Origin of the sequence: Enterobacter sp. Acro-832 (assembly GCF_011752745.1) — a bacterium.
Classification (GTDB): Bacteria; Pseudomonadota; Gammaproteobacteria; order Enterobacterales; family Enterobacteriaceae; genus Enterobacter; species Enterobacter quasiroggenkampii.
Genome location: NZ_VWWX01000010.1, coordinates 1 through 19,911 on the forward strand (window position 1 = coordinate 1; position 19,911 = coordinate 19,911).

Here is a 19,911-nt window from a genome sequence, read left to right on the forward strand (position 1 = left end):
AACTCAGAAGTGAAACGCCGTAGCGCCGATGGTAGTGTGGGGTCTCCCCATGTGAGAGTAGGGAACTGCCAGGCATCAATTAAGTGAAGAGGCCATCCGAAAGGATGGCCTTTTTGCGTTTATACGCCAAAAAAATGGCAGGCCGGGTAAGGCAAAGCCGCCACCCGGCACGTCAGAGCGCACTCCACGTCACAATAAAACCCGCAATCCCATCCACATCATTTAAGTCCAGCACCGGAACCTCAAGCGGCAATACCACATCACTGGCCACCGCAATGACATGCTCATCCAGCGTTAACTCGCTGAAATCATGCCCGGCATCGCTTCTGAACAGCAGGATCTTAGGCACTGCCTCATGCTTAAATCCCTCAATCAGCACCAGATCCAGGGTGGAATGATCCATCCGACTGACCAGATAAGCGAGATCCAGCGGCGCCTCGTGCGGCGTTTCTGTCATTAGCGCCCAGCGCTGAGGACTTGCTACCATCGTTTGTGCTGCTCCGGCCTTACGCAGCTCATAGCTGTCTTTTCCTGGCGTATCGATATCCATGTTGTGATGACTATGCTTAATCAATCCAGGACGAAGGCCTCTGGCACACAGCGCGGGTATCAGCTTTTTCAGCAGCGTGGTTTTCCCGGTCCCACTCCATGCGGAAATGGCTAAAAGATGTATCATTTTTTCTCCTGCATCATCTGCAAATCTTCATGCGTATTCACGTTCACAAACGCTGATTTCACATCGCTAAAATCAACGGAATGGCCGCCAGACTCACGCATGAAGACCATCACCCTGCGCTCTCCCGCAGCCAGATAGCTCTGCAGAGCAGGCACTAGCGATCGATGCATCAACGCGATAGCAGGATGGTCACGCTCGCCGTCATGTACCCAAACCACAGGTGCTGTACCACGAAGCAGGAACAGACGCTCGACGAGATCGGAGGGAATAAAAGGGTTATCGCAGGGGCAGAAGATAAACCACTCTCCATGCGACTGTTGCATGACCGAAAGCATACCGGCAAGCGGGCCCGGGTAATTCTCAAGGCTATCCTGATAAACGGCGTACCCGCTTTGCCGGTAAATGTCGATATGCCTGTTCGCGCTGATGGCCATTGTCGTCACCTGGCCGGCGAGCGTATCGGCGACATGCTGCCACAAGGGTTTTCCATTAAGAAGCTGAAGCCCCTTATCTTTACCGCCCATTCGCGTTGCTCTGCCGCCTGCCAGAACGACCCCGATGATTTCCTGGCTAACATTCACGAATATCGCCTCTTTTATTGTGGGATTGACCCTGCTAACGTGTCACTCTAAATGAAAGGAGCACCACCATGAAATGTAAACGTCTGAATGAAGTTATTGAACTCCTCCAGCCCGCCTGGCAAAAAGAGCCAGAGCTAAGTCTGATGCAATTTTTACAGAAACTGGCGAAAGAGTCAGGTTTTGACGGCGATCTGGCAGACCTTTCTGACGACATCCTGATCTACCACCTTAAAATGCGCGACTCCGCCAAAGATGCTGTTATTCCTGGTATTCAGAAAGATTATGAGGAAGATTTTAAGACCGCATTGCTGCGCGCCCGAGGCGTAATTAAAGAGTAAAAGCTTGTAAGCGGCGGCACCGAAATTGCCACAAGATGATATCCTGAATCATTCGTATAATTTCCGGATGATCGGATGAACGACCAGGCTTTTACTTTCCAGACATTACACCCGGACACCATTATGGATGCCCTGTTTGAACAGGGTATTCGGGTGGATTCCGGGCTAACACCATTAAACAGCTACGAAAACCGCGTCTATCAATTTCAGGACGAGGATCGTCAGCGCTACGTCGTAAAATTCTATCGTCCTGAACGCTGGTCCGCTGAACAAATTCAGGAAGAGCATCAGTTTGCTCACGATCTGCTGGATGACGATGTCCCCGTTGCCGCGCCCCTGAAATTCAATAACCAAACGCTCCTCACGCACGAAGGGTATTACTACGCAGTATTCCCAAGCCTGGGTGGTCGTCAGTTTGAAGCGGATAATATCGATCAGATGGAGTGGGTTGCCCGCTATCTTGGGCGTATACACCAGACGGGACGCAAAAAAGCCTTTATTGCCCGCCCGACTATGGGGATTCAGGAATACCTTCTTGAACCGCGCGAACTATTCGAAACGTCTGCAATGATCCCCGCTGCGCTAAAGGATGATTTCCTCAACGCCACCGATAAGCTTATTGCTGCAGTGAAAACCTGCTGGCGCGATGATATTTCCGTCCTGCGCCTGCATGGCGATTGTCACGCCGGGAATATTCTCTGGCGTGATGGCCCGCTGTTTGTCGATCTCGATGATGCGCGTATGGGGCCAGCGGTTCAGGACCTGTGGATGCTGCTCAATGGCGACAAAGCCGAGCAACGCATGCAGCTTGAAACCATTATTGAAGCTTATGAAGAATTTAGCCCGTTTAATTCAGACGAAATTGCCCTGATTGAGCCTTTACGTGCGATGCGTTTTGTTTATTATCTCGCATGGTTAATCAGGCGTTGGGACGATCCGGCATTTCCTCGCAATTTCCCGTGGCTTACCGGAGAGGATTACTGGCGTAGCCAGATATCTACATTTACTGAGCAGGTTAAGGTTCTTCAGGAGCCCCCTCTGCAATTAACGCCGATGTATTAATTGGACACACCCAGGAGAGAGTTAATCATGAAAAAATTTTGGCTGGCGCTGGCAGGTATGATTCTGGCATTTAGCGCTTCTGCTGCGCAGTTTACCGATGGCAAACAGTTCATCACGCTGGACAAGCCGGTCGCTGGCGAGCCACAGGTTCTGGAGTTCTTCTCGTTCTATTGCCCACACTGCTATCAGTTCGAGCAGGTGCTGCATGTTTCTGACAACGTGAAGAAAAAGCTGCCGGAAGGCACCAAAATGACCAAGTACCACGTTGAGTTCCTGGGCCCATTGGGTAAAGACCTGACTCAGGCATGGGCGGTGGCGATGGCACTGGGCGTGGAAGATAAGATCACTTCGCCAATGTTTGAAGCCGTACAGAAAACCCAGACCGTTCAGACCACTGCGGATATCCGTAAAGTGTTCGTTGATGCGGGCGTGAAAGGTGAAGAGTACGATGCCGCATGGAACAGCTTCGTGGTGAAATCACTGGTTGCCCAGCAGGAAAAAGCGGCTGCTGATCTCCAGCTTCAGGGCGTTCCGGCGATGTTTGTTAACGGCAAATATCAGCTGAACATGCAGGGCATGGACACCAGCAGCATGGATATTTTCGTACAGCAGTATGCAGATACCGTGAAATACCTGGTCGAGAAGAAGTAATTTCGTTGATGTAAAAACGCCGGTCACTGACCGGCGTTTTTGTATGAAGATTTTATCTTGTCTATCTGTTCGTCTTTCTCTTTCCAGAGCGTATTAAGCCACTGCTGGAAACGACGTTTGAAGTTCTTATCGTTTACGTAATCACCGTGCAGTTCAGCGTCAATCGGAACCAGGTCGACGTGCACGACAATGCGCGTCAGTTTGCCGCTGAGCATATCGAAGAACGGCGTCCTGTCGTTTTCCGGATAGCAGAGCGTGACGTTAAGAAGTTTATCGAACTGTGCTCCCAGCACGTTAAGCGCCATCGCAATCCCTGCCGCTTTTGGCGGCAACAGGTGCTGATAAGGAGAGCGAGTTTGCTGGCGCTTCTCTTCCGTAAACCGGGAACCTTCCACAAAGTTCACGATGGTCGTAGGATGTGCGCGAAACTTTTCACAGGAACGGCGCGTGGTCTCCACATCCTTACCGCGACGTTCCGGATGACGAATCAAATAGCTGCGCGAATAGCGTTTCATAAACGGCATATCGAGCGCCCAGCAGGCCAGCCCGATAAAAGGCACCCAGGCGAGCTGCTGTTTCAGGAAGTATTTGTTCATCGGGATGTGTTTGCGAAAAAGCACGCATAACACCACGATGTCCGCCCAGCTGTGGTGATTGCAGAACAGCAGGTACCAGTTCTTTTTGTTGAGACTCTCGAGCCCTTTGACATCCCACTTCAGATGCGGGTTAAGGCACAACAGGATCGCCAGCCCTTCGCACCAGCAATACATCATGAAGTTACAAAATGCGGACACGGCTCGCCACACCACGGGTACGGGCAGCAGCAGTTTAATGATCCCGGCGAGAATGATCGGCACGGAACAGGCGATCGTCACCAGGATAGTTAAAATGATGCTTAGCAGTAATGTTATTGCAGCGAGCAATCTCGACATGATGAGCTTTTTCAAATAGTTAGCTGTAAGTGAGCGACCGGCTAGTCGACGCTGGGCGCTGATTTTACCAGAAAACAGACGAATGAATGGCGCTTTCACATGATGATTTGGCGGCTTTTACCCTGGCGCAGCAGATTTCTCTGGGGTTCTGCGCGAATCAAGGCTTATATCCACATAGACTAAATTGCCATCAGTTGACCATACAGATAAGATCTAACAACATAACAGTATGATAATTAAGATATAAATATTACCTCATATGTGTTTTTCGCGTCTGTTATTCATATGAAGTGAAAATATTCACAAACTTATCCACAGTTTTATTTTTGCGAGCGATCCTCACGATCGCAAAATCTTTTCCTGTATCTGGCGCTAATAACTGATGTTTTCATCCTTCTGTGGCATCCTTTACTCATAAATTGATTAAAGGCACGGACATTATGGTTCAGATCCCAGAAAACCCTCTTATTCTCGTCGATGGCTCTTCTTACCTGTATCGGGCATACCATGCGTTTCCTCCTCTGACCAATAGCGCAGGGGAACCTACCGGCGCAATGTACGGCGTGCTGAATATGCTGCGCAGCCTGATCCTGCAGTATCAGCCAACCCATGCGGCCGTCGTTTTTGATGCAAAAGGCAAAACGTTCCGCGACGAGTTGTTTGAACATTACAAATCCCACCGTCCGCCAATGCCTGACGATCTGCGTGCGCAGATAGAGCCGCTGCATGCCATGGTAAAAGCCATGGGGCTACCGCTGCTGGCCGTTTCTGGCGTTGAAGCCGATGACGTCATCGGTACGCTGGCGCGTGAAGCCGAAAAGATGGGTCGTCCCGTGCTGATCAGCACCGGTGATAAAGATATGGCACAGTTGGTGACGCCAGGTATTACCCTGATTAACACCATGACCAACACCATTCTGGGGCCTGAAGAGGTCGTCACTAAGTATGGCGTGCCGCCAGAGCTGATTATCGACTTCCTCGCGTTGATGGGCGACTCCTCGGATAACATCCCTGGTGTTCCTGGCGTCGGAGAGAAAACCGCGCAGGCGCTGCTTCAGGGGCTGGGCGGGCTGGATACGCTCTACGCGGAATCAGACAAAATCGCCGGGCTCTCCTTCCGTGGTGCAAAAACCATGGCCGGGAAGCTGGAAGAGAACAAAGAGGTGGCTTACCTCTCCTATAAGCTGGCAACCATCAAAACCGATGTCGAACTGGAGCTGGGCTGTGAGCAACTGGAAGTACAGCAGCCTTCTGCGGACGAGCTTCTGAGTCTGTTTAAGAAATACGAATTTAAGCGCTGGACCACTGACGTGGAAGCCGGCAAGTGGCTGCAGGCAAAAGGGGCGAAACCTGCGGCAAAGCCGAAGGAGACGATTGTCGTTGATGCAGAAGAGCAGGCGGAAGAAGAAGCTGTGGTGCTTTCCTTCGACAACTACGAAACCCTTCTTGAAGAGTCGCAGCTCATTGCCTGGATCGAAAAACTGAAAAAAGCGCCGGTCTTCGCCTTTGACACCGAAACGGACAGTCTCGATAACATTTCTGCCAATATGGTAGGCCTGTCATTTGCGACAGAGCCTGGTCATGCGGCCTATGTTCCCGTGGCGCACGATTACCTGGACGCGCCGGAACAGATCTCCCGTGAGCGCGTGCTTGAGCTGCTGAAGCCGATCCTGGAAGACGAAAAGGCGCTTAAGGTTGGGCAAAACCTCAAGTACGACCGTGGCATTCTGCAAAACTACGGCATTGAACTACGCGGGATCGCCTTCGACACCATGCTCGAATCCTACATTCTGGACAGCGTCGCGGGCCGCCATGATATGGATTCCTTATCTGACCGCTGGCTTAAGCACAAAACGATCACCTTTGAAGAGATTGCCGGTAAAGGGAAAAATCAGCTCACCTTTAACCAGATTGCTCTCGAAGAGGCAGGACGCTACGCGGCGGAAGACGCTGACGTCACGCTGCAGCTGCATTTGAAGATGTGGCCAAAGCTGCAGAAGCACGAAGGTCCGCTGAACGTGTTCCAGCATATTGAGATGCCGCTGGTGCCCGTGCTGTCCCGCATTGAACGCAACGGCGTGAAAATCGATCCAACGGTGCTGCATAACCACTCCGGGGAACTGGCGCAGCGTCTGACCGAGCTGGAGCAAAAAGCGCATGAGCTTGCAGGCGAGCCGTTTAACCTCTCTTCGCCGAAGCAGCTGCAAACCATTCTGTTTGAAAAGCAGGGCATCAAGCCGCTGAAGAAAACCCCTGGCGGTGCGCCTTCAACCTCTGAAGAGGTGCTGGAAGAGCTGGCGCTGGATTATCCGCTGCCAAAAGTGATTCTGGAGTACCGTGGTCTCGCGAAGCTGAAGTCTACCTACACTGATAAGCTCCCGCTGATGATTAACCCGAAAACGGGCCGCGTGCATACCTCATACCATCAGGCTGTCGCGGCGACCGGTCGTCTTTCGTCAACCGATCCCAACCTGCAGAACATCCCGGTACGTAACGAAGAGGGCCGCCGTATTCGCCAGGCTTTCATCGCGCCAGAGGATTATCTGATTGTCTCGGCGGACTACTCCCAAATCGAACTGCGCATTATGGCGCACCTGTCCCGCGACAAAGGCCTGCTGAGCGCTTTTGCCGAAGGGAAGGATATCCACCGGGCGACTGCAGCCGAAGTCTTCGGTCTGCCGCTGGACAGCGTAACCAACGAACAGCGCCGCAGCGCTAAGGCGATCAACTTCGGGCTGATTTACGGCATGAGTGCATTCGGGCTTTCGCGACAGCTCAACATTCCGCGTAAAGAGTCGCAGAAGTATATGGATCTCTACTTCGAGCGTTATCCGGGCGTGCTGGAATATATGGAACGTACCCGCGCGCAGGCGAAAGAGAAAGGCTACGTTGAAACCCTGGACGGTCGCCGTCTCTATTTACCGGACATCAAATCCAGCAACGCCGCGCGCCGCGCGGGTGCAGAGCGTGCCGCGATCAACGCCCCGATGCAGGGCACCGCGGCGGACATTATTAAGCGTGCAATGATCGCCGTTGATGCCTGGCTCGAGAAAGAGAAACCGCGCGTGAAAATGATCATGCAGGTACACGATGAACTGGTATTTGAAGTGCACAAGGACGACCTCGACGCCGTGTCGAAGAAGATCCACGAACTGATGGAAAGCAGCATGACGCTGGACGTGCCGTTGCTGGTGGAAGTGGGAAGTGGTGAAAACTGGGATCAGGCTCACTAACGGTTCTTCGCATAACGCGCTGTTTATGTAAGTTTGCAACATAAGAACGCGCGTTTTGTGACGATCATTAGAATTCCCTATGTAAAGAATGAAAAAAAACTACAAAAAGTGCTTTTTCTGCAGCACAAAAAGGGGTAGAGTTATCGGCGTAGGGTACAGAGGTAAGATGTTCTATCTTTCAGACCTTTTACTTCACGTAATCGGATTTGGCTGAATATTTTAGCCGCCCCAGTCAGTAATGACTGGGGCGTTTTTTATTGCGGCAAAGAAACTTTCGGGCAAAAAAAAGCGCGGCCATCGCCGCGCCCGGTATTACTCTTCTTCCGCTTCCGTCGCGGGTTCCAGCTCGTTAAACCAGGTGTCGAGCTTTTGACGCAGCTTGTCCACGCCCTGCTTTTTCAGCGAGGAGAACGGTTCAACCTGCACATCGCCGTTGAACGCCAGCACCGCTTCGCGAACCATATTCACCTGCGCTTTACGCGCGCCGCTTGCCAGCTTATCGGCTTTCGTCAGCAGCACCAGCACGGCGATATCGCTTGCTACCGCCCAGTCGATCATCTGCTGATCCAGATCTTTCAGGGGATGGCGAATATCCATCAGCACCACCAGACCTTTCAGGCACAGGCGTTTTTCCAGGTATTCACCCAGCGCACGCTGCCACTTGATTTTCATCTCTTCGGGTACCTGTGCGTAACCGTACCCCGGTAAGTCGACTAAGCGTTTGCCCTCTGCAACTTCAAACAGGTTGATCAGCTGGGTACGGCCAGGTGTTTTTGAGGTACGCGCCAGGTTCTTCTGATTGGTCAGCGTATTCAGGGCGCTGGATTTCCCCGCATTAGAGCGGCCAGCAAAGGCCACTTCAATACCGGTATCAGAGGGGAGGTGGCGAATATCGGGCGCACTGGTGACAAAATGCGTCTGTTGGTAGTTCCAGGTAGTCACGTGGTCGTCTCCAAAATCGTAATCTGAGGGGGATTATACCTGAATGCAGGCAAAAGGCTTTTCTGATTGCTATGCCCTGTAGGCGAATGCCCCCACCGGTGTGAGAGATCGGCCAGTGATGCTATGGGAGATTTCAGAGAATTCGCAGGCGTTAAAAAACGCAAACTGTTTTAAATCATAAGCTTATTTTCGGGTAATTGTCTGAAAATCTCTTTTTATACCGTTTCGTTGCTTGTTAGTTTAACGGAACAAGGTAAAGTGTGCGTCAGGGCGAGGAAGCCAACAGGAAATCGACTTAAGGATTAGGGTCAGGAGCGCCAGGAGGCGAAGACGCAGGATTGTCAGGACGACCAGCGCCTGGAGGCGTTTTAACAGGAAATGGAACCGTATCACGGACGGTATTAGCCAAGGGATAAACAGGGTTTGTTGTTGGCAAACATGGAATGTCTGACCCGCTAAGGGTTGTGAGTCAGGAAAAAAGGCGACAGATTGCTCTGTCGCCTTTTTTCTTTGCTTGCTTTCTGCTAGATTTCGCCGCAATTCTATACTGAAGAAAACGACTTAAAGATAAAACATCATGAAAAAACCAACCTCCGCTGCGGGCGCGAAACGCCCTGCAAAAGCACGCCGCAAAACGCGCGAAGAACTGAACCAGGAAGCGCGCGACCGCAAACGCGACAAAAAACATCGCGGTCATGCTGCGGGTAGCCGTGCCAACGGTGGTGGTGCAGCGGGCGCTTCTGCAAAAAGCAAACAGCAGAAAGATCCTCGTATCGGCAGTAAAACTCCCATTCCACTGGGCGTGACAGACACCCCGGTCACTAAGCAGCACAAACCAAAGAGCGAGAAACCTATGCTTTCACCGCAGGCTGAGCTGGATTTGCTGGAGAACGATGAGCGCCTGGACGCGCTGCTGGAACGTCTTGAAGAGGGTGAAACCCTGACCGCTGAAGAGCAGTCATGGGTGGATGCCAAACTGGATCGCATCGACGAGCTGATGCAGAAGCTGGGTCTGTCTTACGATGATGAAGACGATGAAGAAGAAGACGAAAAGCAGGAAGATATGATGCGTCTTCTGAAGGGTGGAAACTAACATTTGCACCCGGCAGGCACGATAGTCCTGCTTATAACCCTTCCGGTTATATGTTATCTGGTGTGGTTATTCGTTAAACTACGGCGGTTGTCGCGGCGACAGAAGTGGCTGCGCACCCGAATGATGGCCCGCAATGGGGTCAGAACGGGCCGCCGTATACGAACGCGACACCAACGGAAGGAGTGAGCATGTTAGCACCAACTATCGACTGGGATTTGGCCCTAATCCAGAAATATAACTATTCCGGGCCGCGTTATACGTCATACCCCACCGCGCTGGAGTTCTCCGATGCCTTCGGCGAGGGGGATTTTCAGCAGGCTGTTGCGCGCTATCCTGAGCGTCCGCTGTCGCTCTACGTCCATATTCCGTTCTGCCACAAGCTTTGCTACTTCTGCGGCTGCAATAAAATCGTGACCCGCCAGCAGCATAAAGCCGACCAGTACCTTGACGCGCTCGAACAGGAAATTGTGCATCGCGCGCCGCTGTTCAAAGGCCGTCACGTCAGCCAGCTGCACTGGGGCGGCGGTACGCCAACCTATCTGAATAAAGCGCAAATCAGCCGCCTGATGACGCTTCTGCGCGATAATTTCAGTTTTAACGACGACGCAGAAATCTCGATCGAAGTCGATCCGCGTGAAATTGAGCTGGATGTACTGGATCACTTACGCGCCGAAGGCTTCAATCGTCTGAGCATGGGCGTGCAGGATTTCAATAAAGAGGTTCAGCGTCTGGTGAACCGCGAGCAGGACGAAGACTTTATCTTTGCCTTACTCAACCATGCGCGTGAAATTGGCTTCACCTCGACCAATATTGACCTGATTTACGGCCTGCCAAAGCAAACGCCGGAAAGCTTCGCCTTCACGCTGAAGCGCGTGGCCGAACTCAACCCGGACCGTCTGAGCGTCTTTAACTACGCGCATCTGCCGACGCTGTTTGCCGCCCAGCGTAAAATCAAAGATGCCGATCTGCCTTCTGCCCAGCAGAAGCTGGATATCCTGCAGGAAACCATCACCTCGCTGACCGACACCGGCTACCAGTTTATCGGCATGGATCACTTTGCCCGTCCGGACGACGAACTGGCGGTCGCTCAGCGCGAAGGGGTCCTGCACCGCAACTTCCAGGGCTACACGACCCAGGGCGATACCGATTTACTGGGAATGGGCGTCTCCGCCATCAGCATGATCGGCGACTGCTACGCGCAAAACCAGAAAGAACTGAAGCAGTATTACCAGCAGGTTGATGAGACGGGCAACGGGCTGTGGCGCGGCATCGCATTAACGCGCGATGACTGTATCCGTCGCGATGTGATTAAGGCGCTTATCTGCAACTTCCGTCTTGATTTCAGCGATGTGGAAGCGCAGTGGGCGCTGAACTTCAGCGATTATTTCGCGGAAGACCTGAAGCTGCTGGCGCCGCTGGCGAAAGACGGGCTGGTGGATGTGTCGGAGAGCGCGATTGAGGTCACGCCAAAAGGGCGTCTGTTGATCCGCAATATCTGCATGTGCTTCGACGCGTATCTGCGTCAGAAAGCGCGTATGCAGCAGTTCTCGCGGGTAATTTAAACTGCAATGCCGGGTGGCGGCTTCGCCTTACCCGGCCTACAAAAGTGCGAAATGTAGGCCGGGTAAGCGAAGCGCCACCCGGATTTCATCGCCAACTCGCTAGCTAAACAGCCCAACCAGCGCCGCGCACAGCACCGCCGCAACGGCGGTTTGTGGCGTGTGGCTTTCAGCGGCTCCGCTAGAGAGCATATTCACGAATGTTTCCAGCATGATGTTCACCCCCAATTTCCGGGCACGATCATACAAAACTCATCGGAACAGTAAAGCGCAAAATAACGGCAATTTGCGCTCAATTAATAACCTTTACACAAGCGCGGATATTACTCCATTCCCAGCTCTTTCAGCTTGCGCGTCAGGGTATTGCGTCCCCATCCCAACAGGCGAGCGGCTTCCTGCTTGTGGCCCTGCGTATGACGAAGCGCGGTAGTTAACAGCGTACGCTCCATCTCAGGCTGCGCTTCAGACAACAGGTTTTGATGACCGGAACGCAGCGCGCGGTCGGCCCACTGCGCCAGCAGCGTTGCCCAGCTGTCCGGCAAAGCATGCCCGGTGCTGCTTTCAGGCGCGGTCGCTTCAAACAGCTCGGCCGGTAAATCCTGAATCAGCACTTCCTGCCCGGCGGCCATCACGGTTAACCAGCGGCAGGTGTTTTCCAGCTGACGCACGTTGCCCGGCCACGCCAGGCGCGTAAGGGCAGCATCGGTTTCCGGGTGAAGCTGCTTGGCCTCCACACCCAGCTCGCGGGCGGCTACCTGCAGGAAATGGCGCGCCAGGCGGGGAATATCTTCCCGGCGTTCACGCAGCGGCGGCAGATGAACGCGAATGACGTTCAGACGATGGAATAAATCCTCACGGAATTTGCCTTCCTGCACGCGCTGCTCCAGGTTCTGGTGGGTCGCGGCGATAATGCGCACGTCCACCTTCACCGGCGCATAGCCGCCCACGCGGTAAAACTGTCCGTCCGCCAGCACGCGCAGCAGGCGGGTCTGAACGTCCAGCGGCATATCGCCGATCTCATCCAGGAACAGCGTGCCGCCGTCTGCCTGTTCGAAGCGCCCCTGGCGAATGGTATTTGCGCCGGTAAACGCCCCTTTTTCGTGCCCGAACAGTTCGGATTCAATCAAATCCTTCGGGATCGCCGCCATATTCAGGGCAATGAACGGTGCTTTTGCCCGCGGGCTGTGGCGATGCAGCGCATGCGCCACAAGCTCTTTACCGGTTCCCGATTCGCCGTTAATCAAGACGCTGATGGAGGAGCGGGACAGACGGCCAATAATGCGAAACACGTCCTGCATCGCCGGCGCTTCGCCGATGATGTCGGTGGTTGGCCCAAAATCGGGCGCGTGGCGCGGCTGTTGCTGCTCCTGATAATGGCTAATCGCGCGCTCAACCAGCGCCACCGCTTCGTCGATATCAAACGGTTTGGGCAGATAATCGAATGCCCCTTGCTGATAGGCGCTCACCGCGGCATCCAGATCGGAGTGGGCCGTCATTATGATGACCGGAAGCATAGGGTGGCGTTGTTTGATCTGCTTTAACAGCGCCAGCCCGTCCATGCCCGGCATGCGAATATCCGACAGCAGAACATCGGGCGTTTTGGTGGTGAGTGCGTCGAGCACTTCGCTGCCGCTCTCAAACGTCGTGCAGCTTAATCCCGCCCCCGTGAGCGCGCGTTCAAGCACCCAACGGATGGAGCTATCGTCATCGACTACCCAGACTATCCCTCGTTGCATAAACGTCACCTTTATTTTTTAATCGGCAGGAAAACCGAAAACTCGGTATGTCCCGGCCAACTGGTAAATTCAATTTTTCCAGAGTGTTGATCGATCAAACTGCGGGCAATGGATAAGCCCAGGCCGGTTCCGCCTTCGCGACCGCTGACCATCGGGTAGAACAGGGTGTCCTGAAGATGCGATGGAATGCCGGGCCCGTTATCCTCGACGTCGATTCGGGCCGCAAGCCGGTAGCGCACGCCGTGTAACGTGAGCTGGAAGGCGGTACGGGTGCGTAAAATAATCTCGCCCCCGTCAGGCCCCAGCGCCTGTAGGGCATTGCGCACAATGTTCAACAGGACCTGCTCAATCTGATCCGGGTCATGGGCCAGTTCCGGCAGGCTTGGGTCGTAATCACGTACCAGCGTGACGTTCTCTGGCAGCTCCATCGAGACGAGCTTCACCACCCGTTCAGCCACTTTATGGATGCTTTCTGTGACGTGCATTCCCGGCTGCTGTGGCCCGAGAAGGCGGTCAACCAGATTCCGCAGACGGTCCGCCTGCTCAATGATGACGTTGGTGTACTCCGCCAGCGCAGGGTCGGGCAGCGCCTTGGTCAGAAGCTGCGCCGCACCGCGTAATCCGCCCAGCGGGTTTTTGATTTCATGCGCCAGACCGCGCACCAGGTCTCGGGCGGCAATTTGCTGTGCATGCTGAAGCTGTTCCTGGCTCAGTCGGCGCTGATTATCCATCGGTGCCATTTCCAGCAGGATCAGGCCTTCGGGAAGACGTTGCGCGGTCAGCGACAGAATGTGCGAACGCCCGTCGATCACCAGCGTCACTTCGTTATCTGTGAAACCCTGGCCTGCCTGTAAACTTTCCTGCATCAGGCCGATATTCAGCGAAAAATAGCTCAGGAGTTCCGGAAGTGGGGTGCCGAACAGTTTACGTGCGCTTTGGGCGAGCAGCTGCTGTGCCGCCGGGTTGGCGTAATGAACGGCCAGCTCGTCATCGACCAGCAAAATGCTGTTAATCAAAGAATTGAGGATCTGCCCAGCATCGGGCAGCGTGCCAGTTGCCATTCAGCAGTCTCCTGGAGTCGTTTGCACTAATTTAGTGCAGTATAGCGTTTTCGGCGTCAAAAGCGCGTGAGATCAGATTGTTGGTGGAGAAAAAAGCCCATCCGGAGATGGGCTAAAAGTTTCCACGGCAACTACTCCCGGCGCTTGTCACGCCGGGTAAAACAACTTAATTAAACGCTGTAGTACAGTTCGAACTCAACCGGATGCGGAGTCATACGCACGCGGTCGTTCTCTTCAGTGCGCAGCGCGATGTAAGCATCGATAGCGTCGTCAGTGAATACGCCACCTGCAGTCAGGAACTCGCGGTCTGCGTCCAGCGCCTGCAGGGCTTCTTCCAGAGAGCCAGCAACCTGTGGGATCTCTTTCGCTTCTTCTGGCGGCAGGTCGTACAGGTTTTTGTCCATCGCTTCGCCTGGGTGGATCTTGTTCTTGATACCGTCCAGACCGGCCATCAGCAGTGCTGCGAAGCACAGGTATGGGTTAGCCGCTGGATCCGGGAAGCGCACTTCGATACGACGCGCTTTAGGAGATGCCACCACCGGGATACGGATAGAAGCAGAACGGTTACGCGCAGAGTAGGCCAGCATCACTGGCGCTTCGTAGCCCGGGACCAGACGCTTGTAGGAGTTGGTGGTTGGGTTCGCAAGGGCGTTGATCGCTTTAGCGTGTTTGATTACGCCGCCAATGTAATACAGCGCCTGCTCGGACAGACCGGCATATTTGTCACCAGAGAACAGGTTGGTACCGTTCTTGGACAGAGACATGTGGCAGTGCATACCGGAACCGTTGTCGCCAAACATTGGTTTTGGCATGAAGGTCGCGGTTTTACCGAAACGGTGCGCAACGTTGTGCACAACGTATTTGTAGATCTGAATTTCGTCCGCTTTTTTGGTCATGGTGTTGAAGCGGGTAGCCACTTCGTTCTGACCCGCCGTCGCCACTTCGTGGTGGTGCGCTTCAACAACCAGGCCCATCTCTTCCATCACCAGACACATGGTGGAACGAATGTCCTGTGCAGAGTCGACCGGAGGAACCGGGAAGTAACCGCCTTTCACGCCTGGACGGTGACCTTTGTTACCACCTTCGTATTTGGTGGAGGAGTTCCATGCGCCTTCGATGTCGTCGATAGCCACGTGTGAGCCAGAAATAGACGCACCGAAACGGATGTCATCGAACAGGAAGAACTCTGGCTCTGGCCCGAACAGAACGGTGTCTGCGATGCCGGTAGAACGCAGGTACTCTTCAGCGCGTTTCGCGATGGAACGTGGGTCGCGGTCGTAGCCCTGCAGGGTGCCTGGCTCGAGGATGTCGCAACGGATGATCAGGGTAGGTTCTTCGAAGAACGGATCAATGACCGCAGTGGTCGCATCTGGCATCAGAACCATGTCGGATTCGTTAATGCCTTTCCAGCCACCAATGGAGGAGCCGTCAAACATTTTGCCTTCTTCAAAGAATTCGGCGTTCACCTGATGAGCAGGGATTGTGACGTGCTGTTCTTTACCTTTGGTATCGGTGAAGCGCAGATCAACAAACTTCACTTCATGTTCGTTCAGCATCGTCAAAACGTGTTCAGCGGACATACTTAACTCTCCAGATTGGTCATTGTCGTCGTGGTAACGAGGTCTTCAATTTCTGTTTGTACTGGCTGGTGCCATGTATTTTTTATAAAGCGAAATCTGTGCCAACTTTTAAAACACCCCAAAAAGGCGTTATCATGCGCACCATAGTGCAAAAGGGCTGCACCACGATGGATTTGTTGCACCAGTATAGTGCTTCAATGTGAACATTGAGCACCATATTGGTGCAATTTACGTTAAAGTGCCCTTTTACCGCTCCGTGAAAGCGATCACAAAGCATCTCTGCAATACTTGTTTGCGGGGGATGTTTGTGATCCTGTTTTGTAGTGCGATTAATCCGTGTACAATAACGCGCTATTTCTAAATGCCTGAGGCAAAGTTGTGATCGAAAATTTGCGTAACATCGCCATCATCGCGCACGTTGACCATGGTAAAACTACCCTGGTCGATAAGCTGCTGCAGCAATCCGGTACGTTTGATGCGCGTGCCGAAACCCAAGAACGCGTGATGGACTCCAACGATTTGGAGAAAGAGCGTGGGATTACCATCCTCGCGAAAAACACCGCGATTAAATGGAATGACTACCGTATCAACATCGTTGATACCCCAGGGCACGCCGACTTCGGTGGTGAAGTTGAACGTGTAATGTCCATGGTAGACTCCGTTCTGCTGGTCGTTGACGCAATGGATGGCCCAATGCCACAGACGCGCTTCGTGACCAAAAAAGCATTTGCCCATGGTCTGAAGCCAATCGTTGTTATCAACAAAGTTGACCGCCCTGGCGCGCGTCCTGACTGGGTTGTTGACCAGGTATTCGACCTGTTCGTTAACCTCGACGCGACCGACGAGCAGCTGGACTTCCCTATCGTTTACGCCTCTGCGCTGAACGGTATTGCAGGTCTGGACCACGAAGACATGGCTGAAGACATGACCCCGCTGTATCAGGCGATTGTTGACCGTGTTCCTGCGCCAAACGTCGATCTCGACGGTACCCTGCAGATGCAGATCTCTCAGCTCGATTACAACAACTACGTTGGCGTTATCGGCATTGGTCGTATCAAGCGCGGTAAAGTGAAGCCGAACCAGCAGGTCACTATCATCGATAGCGAAGGCAAAACCCGTAACGGTAAAGTGGGTAAAGTACTGACTCACCTGGGTCTTGAGCGTATCGAGAGCGACATCGCTGAAGCGGGCGACATCATCGCTATCACCGGTCTGGGTGAACTGAACATCTCCGACACCATCTGCGATCCGCAGAACGTCGAAGCGCTGCCAGCCCTGTCCGTTGATGAACCAACCGTATCCATGTTCTTCAACGTCAACACCTCTCCGTTCTGTGGTAAAGAAGGTAAGTTCGTTACCTCTCGTCAGATCCTTGACCGCCTGAACAAAGAGCTGGTGCACAACGTTGCACTGCGCGTTGAAGAAACCGAAGACGCTGATGCATTCCGCGTTTCGGGTCGTGGTGAGCTGCACCTGTCTGTTCTGATCGAAAACATGCGTCGTGAAGGTTTCGAAATGGCGGTTTCCCGTCCGAAAGTTATCTTCCGCGAAATCGACGGCCGTAAACAAGAGCCGTTCGAAAACGTGACGCTGGACGTTGAAGAGCAGCACCAGGGTTCTGTGATGCAGGCGCTGGGTGAGCGTAAAGGCGACCTGAAAAACATGAATCCAGATGGCAAAGGCCGCGTACGTCTCGACTACGTGATCCCAAGCCGTGGCCTGATCGGCTTCCGTTCTGAGTTCATGACCATGACTTCAGGTACCGGTCTGCTGTACTCCACCTTCAGCCACTACGACGACGTGCGTCCGGGTGAAGTGGGCCAGCGTAACAACGGCGTGCTGATCTCCAACGGTCAGGGTAAAGCGGTTGCGTTTGCGCTGTTCGGTCTGCAGGATCGCGGTAAGCTGTTCCTGGGTCACGGTGCTGAGGTTTATGAAGGCCAGATCATCGGTATTCACAGTCGTTCTAACGACCTGACCGTAAACTGCCTGACCGGTAAGAAACTGACCAACATGCGTGCGTCCGGTACTGACGAAGCAACGGTTCTGGTTCCACCGATCAAGATGACTCTGGAGCAGGCTCTGGAATTCATCGATGATGACGAACTGGTCGAAGTGACTCCACAGTCAATTCGTATCCGTAAACGTCACCTGACCGAGAACGATCGTAAACGTGCTATGCGCGGTGCGAAAGAAGACTAATACGGTTAATCCGTAGGCCGGGTAAGCGCATGCGCCACCCGGCAACGAAAAAGCCGCTGAGCGATCAGCGGCTTTTTTATTAGAACGAATACCGTAACCCTAAACGGATCCGGTACTGCTCCCGGTTGTAATCATTCCACCTGTCCAGCCACTGCAGTTCGAGGTACGGCAGCCAGTTTCTGTCGATTTTATAGCTGAACTTGTTGGTAATTTCCCAGTGATGATCTTTGCCATTTTTGCTGTGGTAATCATTCACCCGCTGGAAAAAGTGCGGTTCAAAGGTGTAGAAAAACGCATCCGTCACTTTGAAATTCCAGTAGTTGGCAAATTCGTGCGTGTCATTCTTATCCATCTGCCCGTTATAGTCCGGCGTATCGTAGTTGTTATGGTTATAGCGATAGCGGAACGTCAGATTAAACCAGTCTGTAAATTTGTAGTTGGTATCTAAATAAACCGCACCGCCGGACCCTGCGCTGCTGTCGTTAATCAATCCACCGGGCTGGAAGGTGAGTTTGTCGGTCGGCTTAAAGAGCGGATACCACCCCTCGATTTCGTTATAGCTGTGCTTAAGTTCATCCCATTTACCTACGTTATAGGCGTTGGTGAACATCAGTCCCGCGCCCATATCGAAGTTATAGCCCGCACGCAGGATCACCTCGTGCAGCTCTGAGGCCGTATTGTAGGCTTCGCGGGTTTCGACATAGGCCCCGGCAAATACCGGGCAGGACACAGACGACACGATCAGTACAGTGATGATTCTTTTCATAATTTGTCCATGTATCAGGTACAGAAAGGCCTCCCTCCTGATAAACAGGAAGGACATAGTGGCCGGATTTATTGTTATAAAGTGACTGCTGACGCTTTATTGTTGGTGGTTATCTCAGGGGTATTCGCGGTTTGTTTCTTCCGTTTTCCAATCTCCTCGATAATAAAGGCGAAGCGCGCTTCGTTGAGTTTATAAAACAGCCCCATGGTCACGGCAGCAACAATCGCCAGGCCGCACGGCCAGAGGAAAATAAGCTGACGCAATCCAAGCAGCGTGCCCGCGCTCTGCACGGCATGGGGAACGTAGCCAATCTGGGTCAGCATGATGCCGGGCAGGAAACCGGCGAGCGCAGCGGAGATTTTGCGCGAGAAGGTATAGCCGGTATACACCGACCCTTCGGCGCGAATGCCGGTTTTCCACTCGCCGTAATCGACGGTATCCGGCACCAGCGCCCAGTTCAGGCTGTTCACAAACGCGGTGCCGAAGAAGGCCATGCAGGAAAACAGCACGAACAGCAGGGAGCTGGTCCCCCAGAAGAAATTCAGCACGTCGCCCACTGCCCACAGCGCCAGGCCACCCAGATAGACCGGTTTCTTGCCAAAGCGCTTTACTGCGCCGGGCACCAGAAACACGCCAATCAGGATGCAGCCCATGCTGAAAAAGCCCATCCACGACAGCAGATGCAGATCGTTCAGCACGTACTGGGTGTAATAGACCTGAATCGCTAGCTTGATGTTAAACGCGGCGAGGGTACACAGGTTGGCGATGCACAGCACCAGCAGCGGCGGATTGCGGAAAATCGCACAGAACGATTTCAGAATGCCGGGCTTATGATGATCGGGTGTGAGCTCCACGTAGCGTTCTTTAACTCCGCTGTAGCACCACCACATGCAGAACAGACCGCCAGTGACGAACACCAGCGCGGCCACCAGATAGCCGAGGGAGGGTTGGTGGACGAACAGCGCCTGAATGGGCATAAAGCCGACGGTGCAGAGTAACAGCCCCACCGTTGCGCCGCCCTGACGCCAGGCCGCCAGCTGCGCGCGCTCGTTCGGGTTTTTGGTGATGGCCGGGACCATCGCACCGTAGGCGCAGTTCATCAGGCTGTAGCAGAGGCCAAACATCATGAAGAGCACGGTGGCGAGCGCCGTTTTCACCGTCAGGCTAAAGTCGTTGGCCATAAACTGCGCCGTCGCGACCAGCGCCACCGGCACGGAGGCGTAAAGAATGAAGGGCCGGAATTTTCCTCTTGCACCGATGTGACGCCGGGAATCGAGCAGTACGCCGGTTAGCATGTCGGTAAACGCGGTAAAAAACTTCGCCACCAGGAAAATAATGCCACCGTAGAACGCCGGCATGCCCAGTTCGTCTGTATAAAACTTCAGCAAATACAGCGTGCCAATACACAGCATCAGGTTCGAGCCAAAATCGCCCATCCCGTAGGCGCACTTCTCTCGCAGGCTCAATTTCAGGGTTAACGGATCAGTGTTATGTGTCAT

The 19,911-nt window shown here is 53.5% G+C and carries 17 protein-coding genes; 7 read left to right on the plus strand and 10 right to left on the minus strand.

Annotated features, from left to right (window positions below):
* Positions 1-172: 172 nt before the first annotated feature.
* Together mobB and mobA are read right to left on the minus strand one after the other, a co-directional pair.
* Positions 173-676 carry a molybdopterin-guanine dinucleotide biosynthesis protein MobB gene (mobB, locus tag F3J31_RS21840; protein ID WP_167215514.1) on the minus strand — a complete coding sequence of 168 codons (504 nt, stop codon included), beginning with the start codon at positions 674-676 and terminating at the stop codon, positions 173-175.
* A complete protein-coding gene (gene mobA, locus F3J31_RS21845) occupies positions 673-1,257 on the minus strand; it encodes a molybdenum cofactor guanylyltransferase MobA (RefSeq protein WP_167215517.1) in 585 nt (194 codons plus the stop codon). The genes mobB and mobA overlap by 4 nt, the downstream gene beginning before the upstream one ends.
* A 68-nt stretch (positions 1,258-1,325) precedes the next feature.
* Here mobA and F3J31_RS21850 point away from each other — a divergent pair, with 68 nt between their 5' ends.
* The 3 genes from F3J31_RS21850 to dsbA all read left to right on the plus strand — a co-directional run bounded on the left by F3J31_RS21850 (position 1,326) and on the right by dsbA (position 3,308).
* On the plus strand, positions 1,326-1,595 hold the full coding sequence (locus F3J31_RS21850) for a YihD family protein (protein ID WP_167215520.1): 270 nt from the start codon (positions 1,326-1,328) through the stop codon (positions 1,593-1,595).
* Positions 1,596-1,670: 75 nt separating this feature from the next.
* Positions 1,671-2,657, plus strand: coding sequence for a serine/threonine protein kinase (locus tag F3J31_RS21855; RefSeq protein ID WP_045909080.1), 987 nt, complete (start codon positions 1,671-1,673; stop codon positions 2,655-2,657).
* Between the two features lie 27 nt (positions 2,658-2,684).
* Positions 2,685-3,308 carry a thiol:disulfide interchange protein DsbA gene (gene dsbA / locus F3J31_RS21860; RefSeq protein ID WP_167215523.1) on the plus strand — a complete coding sequence of 208 codons (624 nt, stop codon included), beginning with the start codon at positions 2,685-2,687 and terminating at the stop codon, positions 3,306-3,308.
* 23 nt (positions 3,309-3,331) lie between these two features.
* Here the strand turns inward: dsbA and F3J31_RS21865 are convergent, their stop codons facing one another.
* Positions 3,332-4,240, minus strand: coding sequence for an acyltransferase (locus F3J31_RS21865; protein ID WP_167215526.1), 909 nt, complete (start codon positions 4,238-4,240; stop codon positions 3,332-3,334).
* 440 nt (positions 4,241-4,680) lie between these two features.
* On the opposite strand from F3J31_RS21865, the gene polA reads away from it, so the two are divergent.
* Positions 4,681-7,473 carry a DNA polymerase I gene (gene polA, locus F3J31_RS21870; protein ID WP_063622897.1) on the plus strand — a complete coding sequence of 931 codons (2,793 nt, stop codon included), beginning with the start codon at positions 4,681-4,683 and terminating at the stop codon, positions 7,471-7,473.
* A gap of 312 nt (positions 7,474-7,785) precedes the next feature.
* On the opposite strand, the gene yihA is transcribed toward polA, so the two are convergent.
* Positions 7,786-8,415, minus strand: coding sequence for a ribosome biogenesis GTP-binding protein YihA/YsxC (gene yihA, locus F3J31_RS21875; protein WP_048226811.1), 630 nt, complete (start codon positions 8,413-8,415; stop codon positions 7,786-7,788).
* A 577-nt stretch (positions 8,416-8,992) separates the two neighbouring features.
* Between yihA and yihI the strand changes: the two genes are divergently transcribed.
* Both yihI and hemN read left to right on the plus strand, forming a co-directional pair.
* The gene (yihI, locus tag F3J31_RS21880) at positions 8,993-9,508 is read left to right on the plus strand and encodes a Der GTPase-activating protein YihI (RefSeq protein ID WP_008501860.1); all 516 of its coding nucleotides are present in this window, start codon (positions 8,993-8,995) and stop codon (positions 9,506-9,508) included.
* Between the two features lie 188 nt (positions 9,509-9,696).
* On the plus strand, positions 9,697-11,070 hold the full coding sequence (gene hemN / locus F3J31_RS21885) for an oxygen-independent coproporphyrinogen III oxidase (protein ID WP_167215529.1): 1,374 nt from the start codon (positions 9,697-9,699) through the stop codon (positions 11,068-11,070).
* Between the two features lie 99 nt (positions 11,071-11,169).
* Here hemN and F3J31_RS21890 read toward each other — a convergent pair whose 3' ends face one another.
* From F3J31_RS21890 to glnA, 4 genes are all read right to left on the minus strand, one after another.
* Positions 11,170-11,280 (minus strand): YshB family small membrane protein, encoded by a 111-nt coding sequence (locus F3J31_RS21890; protein ID WP_032622955.1) that lies wholly within the window; start codon positions 11,278-11,280, stop codon positions 11,170-11,172.
* A gap of 110 nt (positions 11,281-11,390) precedes the next feature.
* Positions 11,391-12,803 carry a nitrogen regulation protein NR(I) gene (glnG, locus tag F3J31_RS21895; protein WP_023309765.1) on the minus strand — a complete coding sequence of 471 codons (1,413 nt, stop codon included), beginning with the start codon at positions 12,801-12,803 and terminating at the stop codon, positions 11,391-11,393.
* An 11-nt stretch (positions 12,804-12,814) separates the two neighbouring features.
* Positions 12,815-13,864 (minus strand): nitrogen regulation protein NR(II), encoded by a 1,050-nt coding sequence (gene glnL / locus F3J31_RS21900; protein ID WP_032644301.1) that lies wholly within the window; start codon positions 13,862-13,864, stop codon positions 12,815-12,817.
* Between the two features lie 170 nt (positions 13,865-14,034).
* Positions 14,035-15,444, minus strand: coding sequence for a glutamate--ammonia ligase (gene glnA / locus F3J31_RS21905; protein WP_008501856.1), 1,410 nt, complete (start codon positions 15,442-15,444; stop codon positions 14,035-14,037).
* Positions 15,445-15,822: 378 nt separating this feature from the next.
* Between glnA and typA the strand changes: the two genes are divergently transcribed.
* Positions 15,823-17,646, plus strand: a complete 1,824-nt coding sequence (gene typA, locus F3J31_RS21910) for a ribosome-dependent GTPase TypA (RefSeq protein ID WP_023331638.1) — start codon at positions 15,823-15,825, stop codon at positions 17,644-17,646.
* A 79-nt stretch (positions 17,647-17,725) separates the two neighbouring features.
* Here typA and ompL read toward each other — a convergent pair whose 3' ends face one another.
* Together ompL and F3J31_RS21920 are read right to left on the minus strand one after the other, a co-directional pair.
* Positions 17,726-18,412, minus strand: a complete 687-nt coding sequence (gene ompL / locus F3J31_RS21915) for a porin OmpL (protein WP_003861929.1) — start codon at positions 18,410-18,412, stop codon at positions 17,726-17,728.
* A gap of 74 nt (positions 18,413-18,486) precedes the next feature.
* Positions 18,487-19,911, minus strand: a complete 1,425-nt coding sequence (locus F3J31_RS21920; RefSeq protein ID WP_063622900.1) for an MFS transporter — start codon at positions 19,909-19,911, stop codon at positions 18,487-18,489.

Excerpts from the sequence above, each read along its gene's own strand:
- mobB (WP_167215514.1), bottom strand. The coding sequence starts at position 676 with ATGATACATCTTTTAGCCATTTCCGCATGGAGTGGGACCGGGAAAACC.
- F3J31_RS21850 (WP_167215520.1), top strand. The coding sequence starts at position 1,326 with ATGAAATGTAAACGTCTGAATGAAGTTATTGAACTCCTCCAGCCCGCC.
- F3J31_RS21855 (WP_045909080.1), top strand. The coding sequence starts at position 1,671 with ATGAACGACCAGGCTTTTACTTTCCAGACATTACACCCGGACACCATT.
- dsbA (WP_167215523.1), top strand. The coding sequence starts at position 2,685 with ATGAAAAAATTTTGGCTGGCGCTGGCAGGTATGATTCTGGCATTTAGC.
- F3J31_RS21865 (WP_167215526.1), bottom strand. The coding sequence starts at position 4,240 with ATGTCGAGATTGCTCGCTGCAATAACATTACTGCTAAGCATCATTTTA.
- polA (WP_063622897.1), top strand. The coding sequence starts at position 4,681 with ATGGTTCAGATCCCAGAAAACCCTCTTATTCTCGTCGATGGCTCTTCT.
- yihI (WP_008501860.1), top strand. The coding sequence starts at position 8,993 with ATGAAAAAACCAACCTCCGCTGCGGGCGCGAAACGCCCTGCAAAAGCA.
- hemN (WP_167215529.1), top strand. The coding sequence starts at position 9,697 with ATGTTAGCACCAACTATCGACTGGGATTTGGCCCTAATCCAGAAATAT.
- F3J31_RS21890 (WP_032622955.1), bottom strand. The coding sequence starts at position 11,280 with ATGCTGGAAACATTCGTGAATATGCTCTCTAGCGGAGCCGCTGAAAGC.
- glnG (WP_023309765.1), bottom strand. The coding sequence starts at position 12,803 with ATGCAACGAGGGATAGTCTGGGTAGTCGATGACGATAGCTCCATCCGT.
- glnL (WP_032644301.1), bottom strand. The coding sequence starts at position 13,864 with ATGGCAACTGGCACGCTGCCCGATGCTGGGCAGATCCTCAATTCTTTG.
- glnA (WP_008501856.1), bottom strand. The coding sequence starts at position 15,444 with ATGTCCGCTGAACACGTTTTGACGATGCTGAACGAACATGAAGTGAAG.
- ompL (WP_003861929.1), bottom strand. The coding sequence starts at position 18,412 with ATGAAAAGAATCATCACTGTACTGATCGTGTCGTCTGTGTCCTGCCCG.
- F3J31_RS21920 (WP_063622900.1), bottom strand. The coding sequence starts at position 19,911 with ATGACACATAACACTGATCCGTTAACCCTGAAATTGAGCCTGCGAGAG.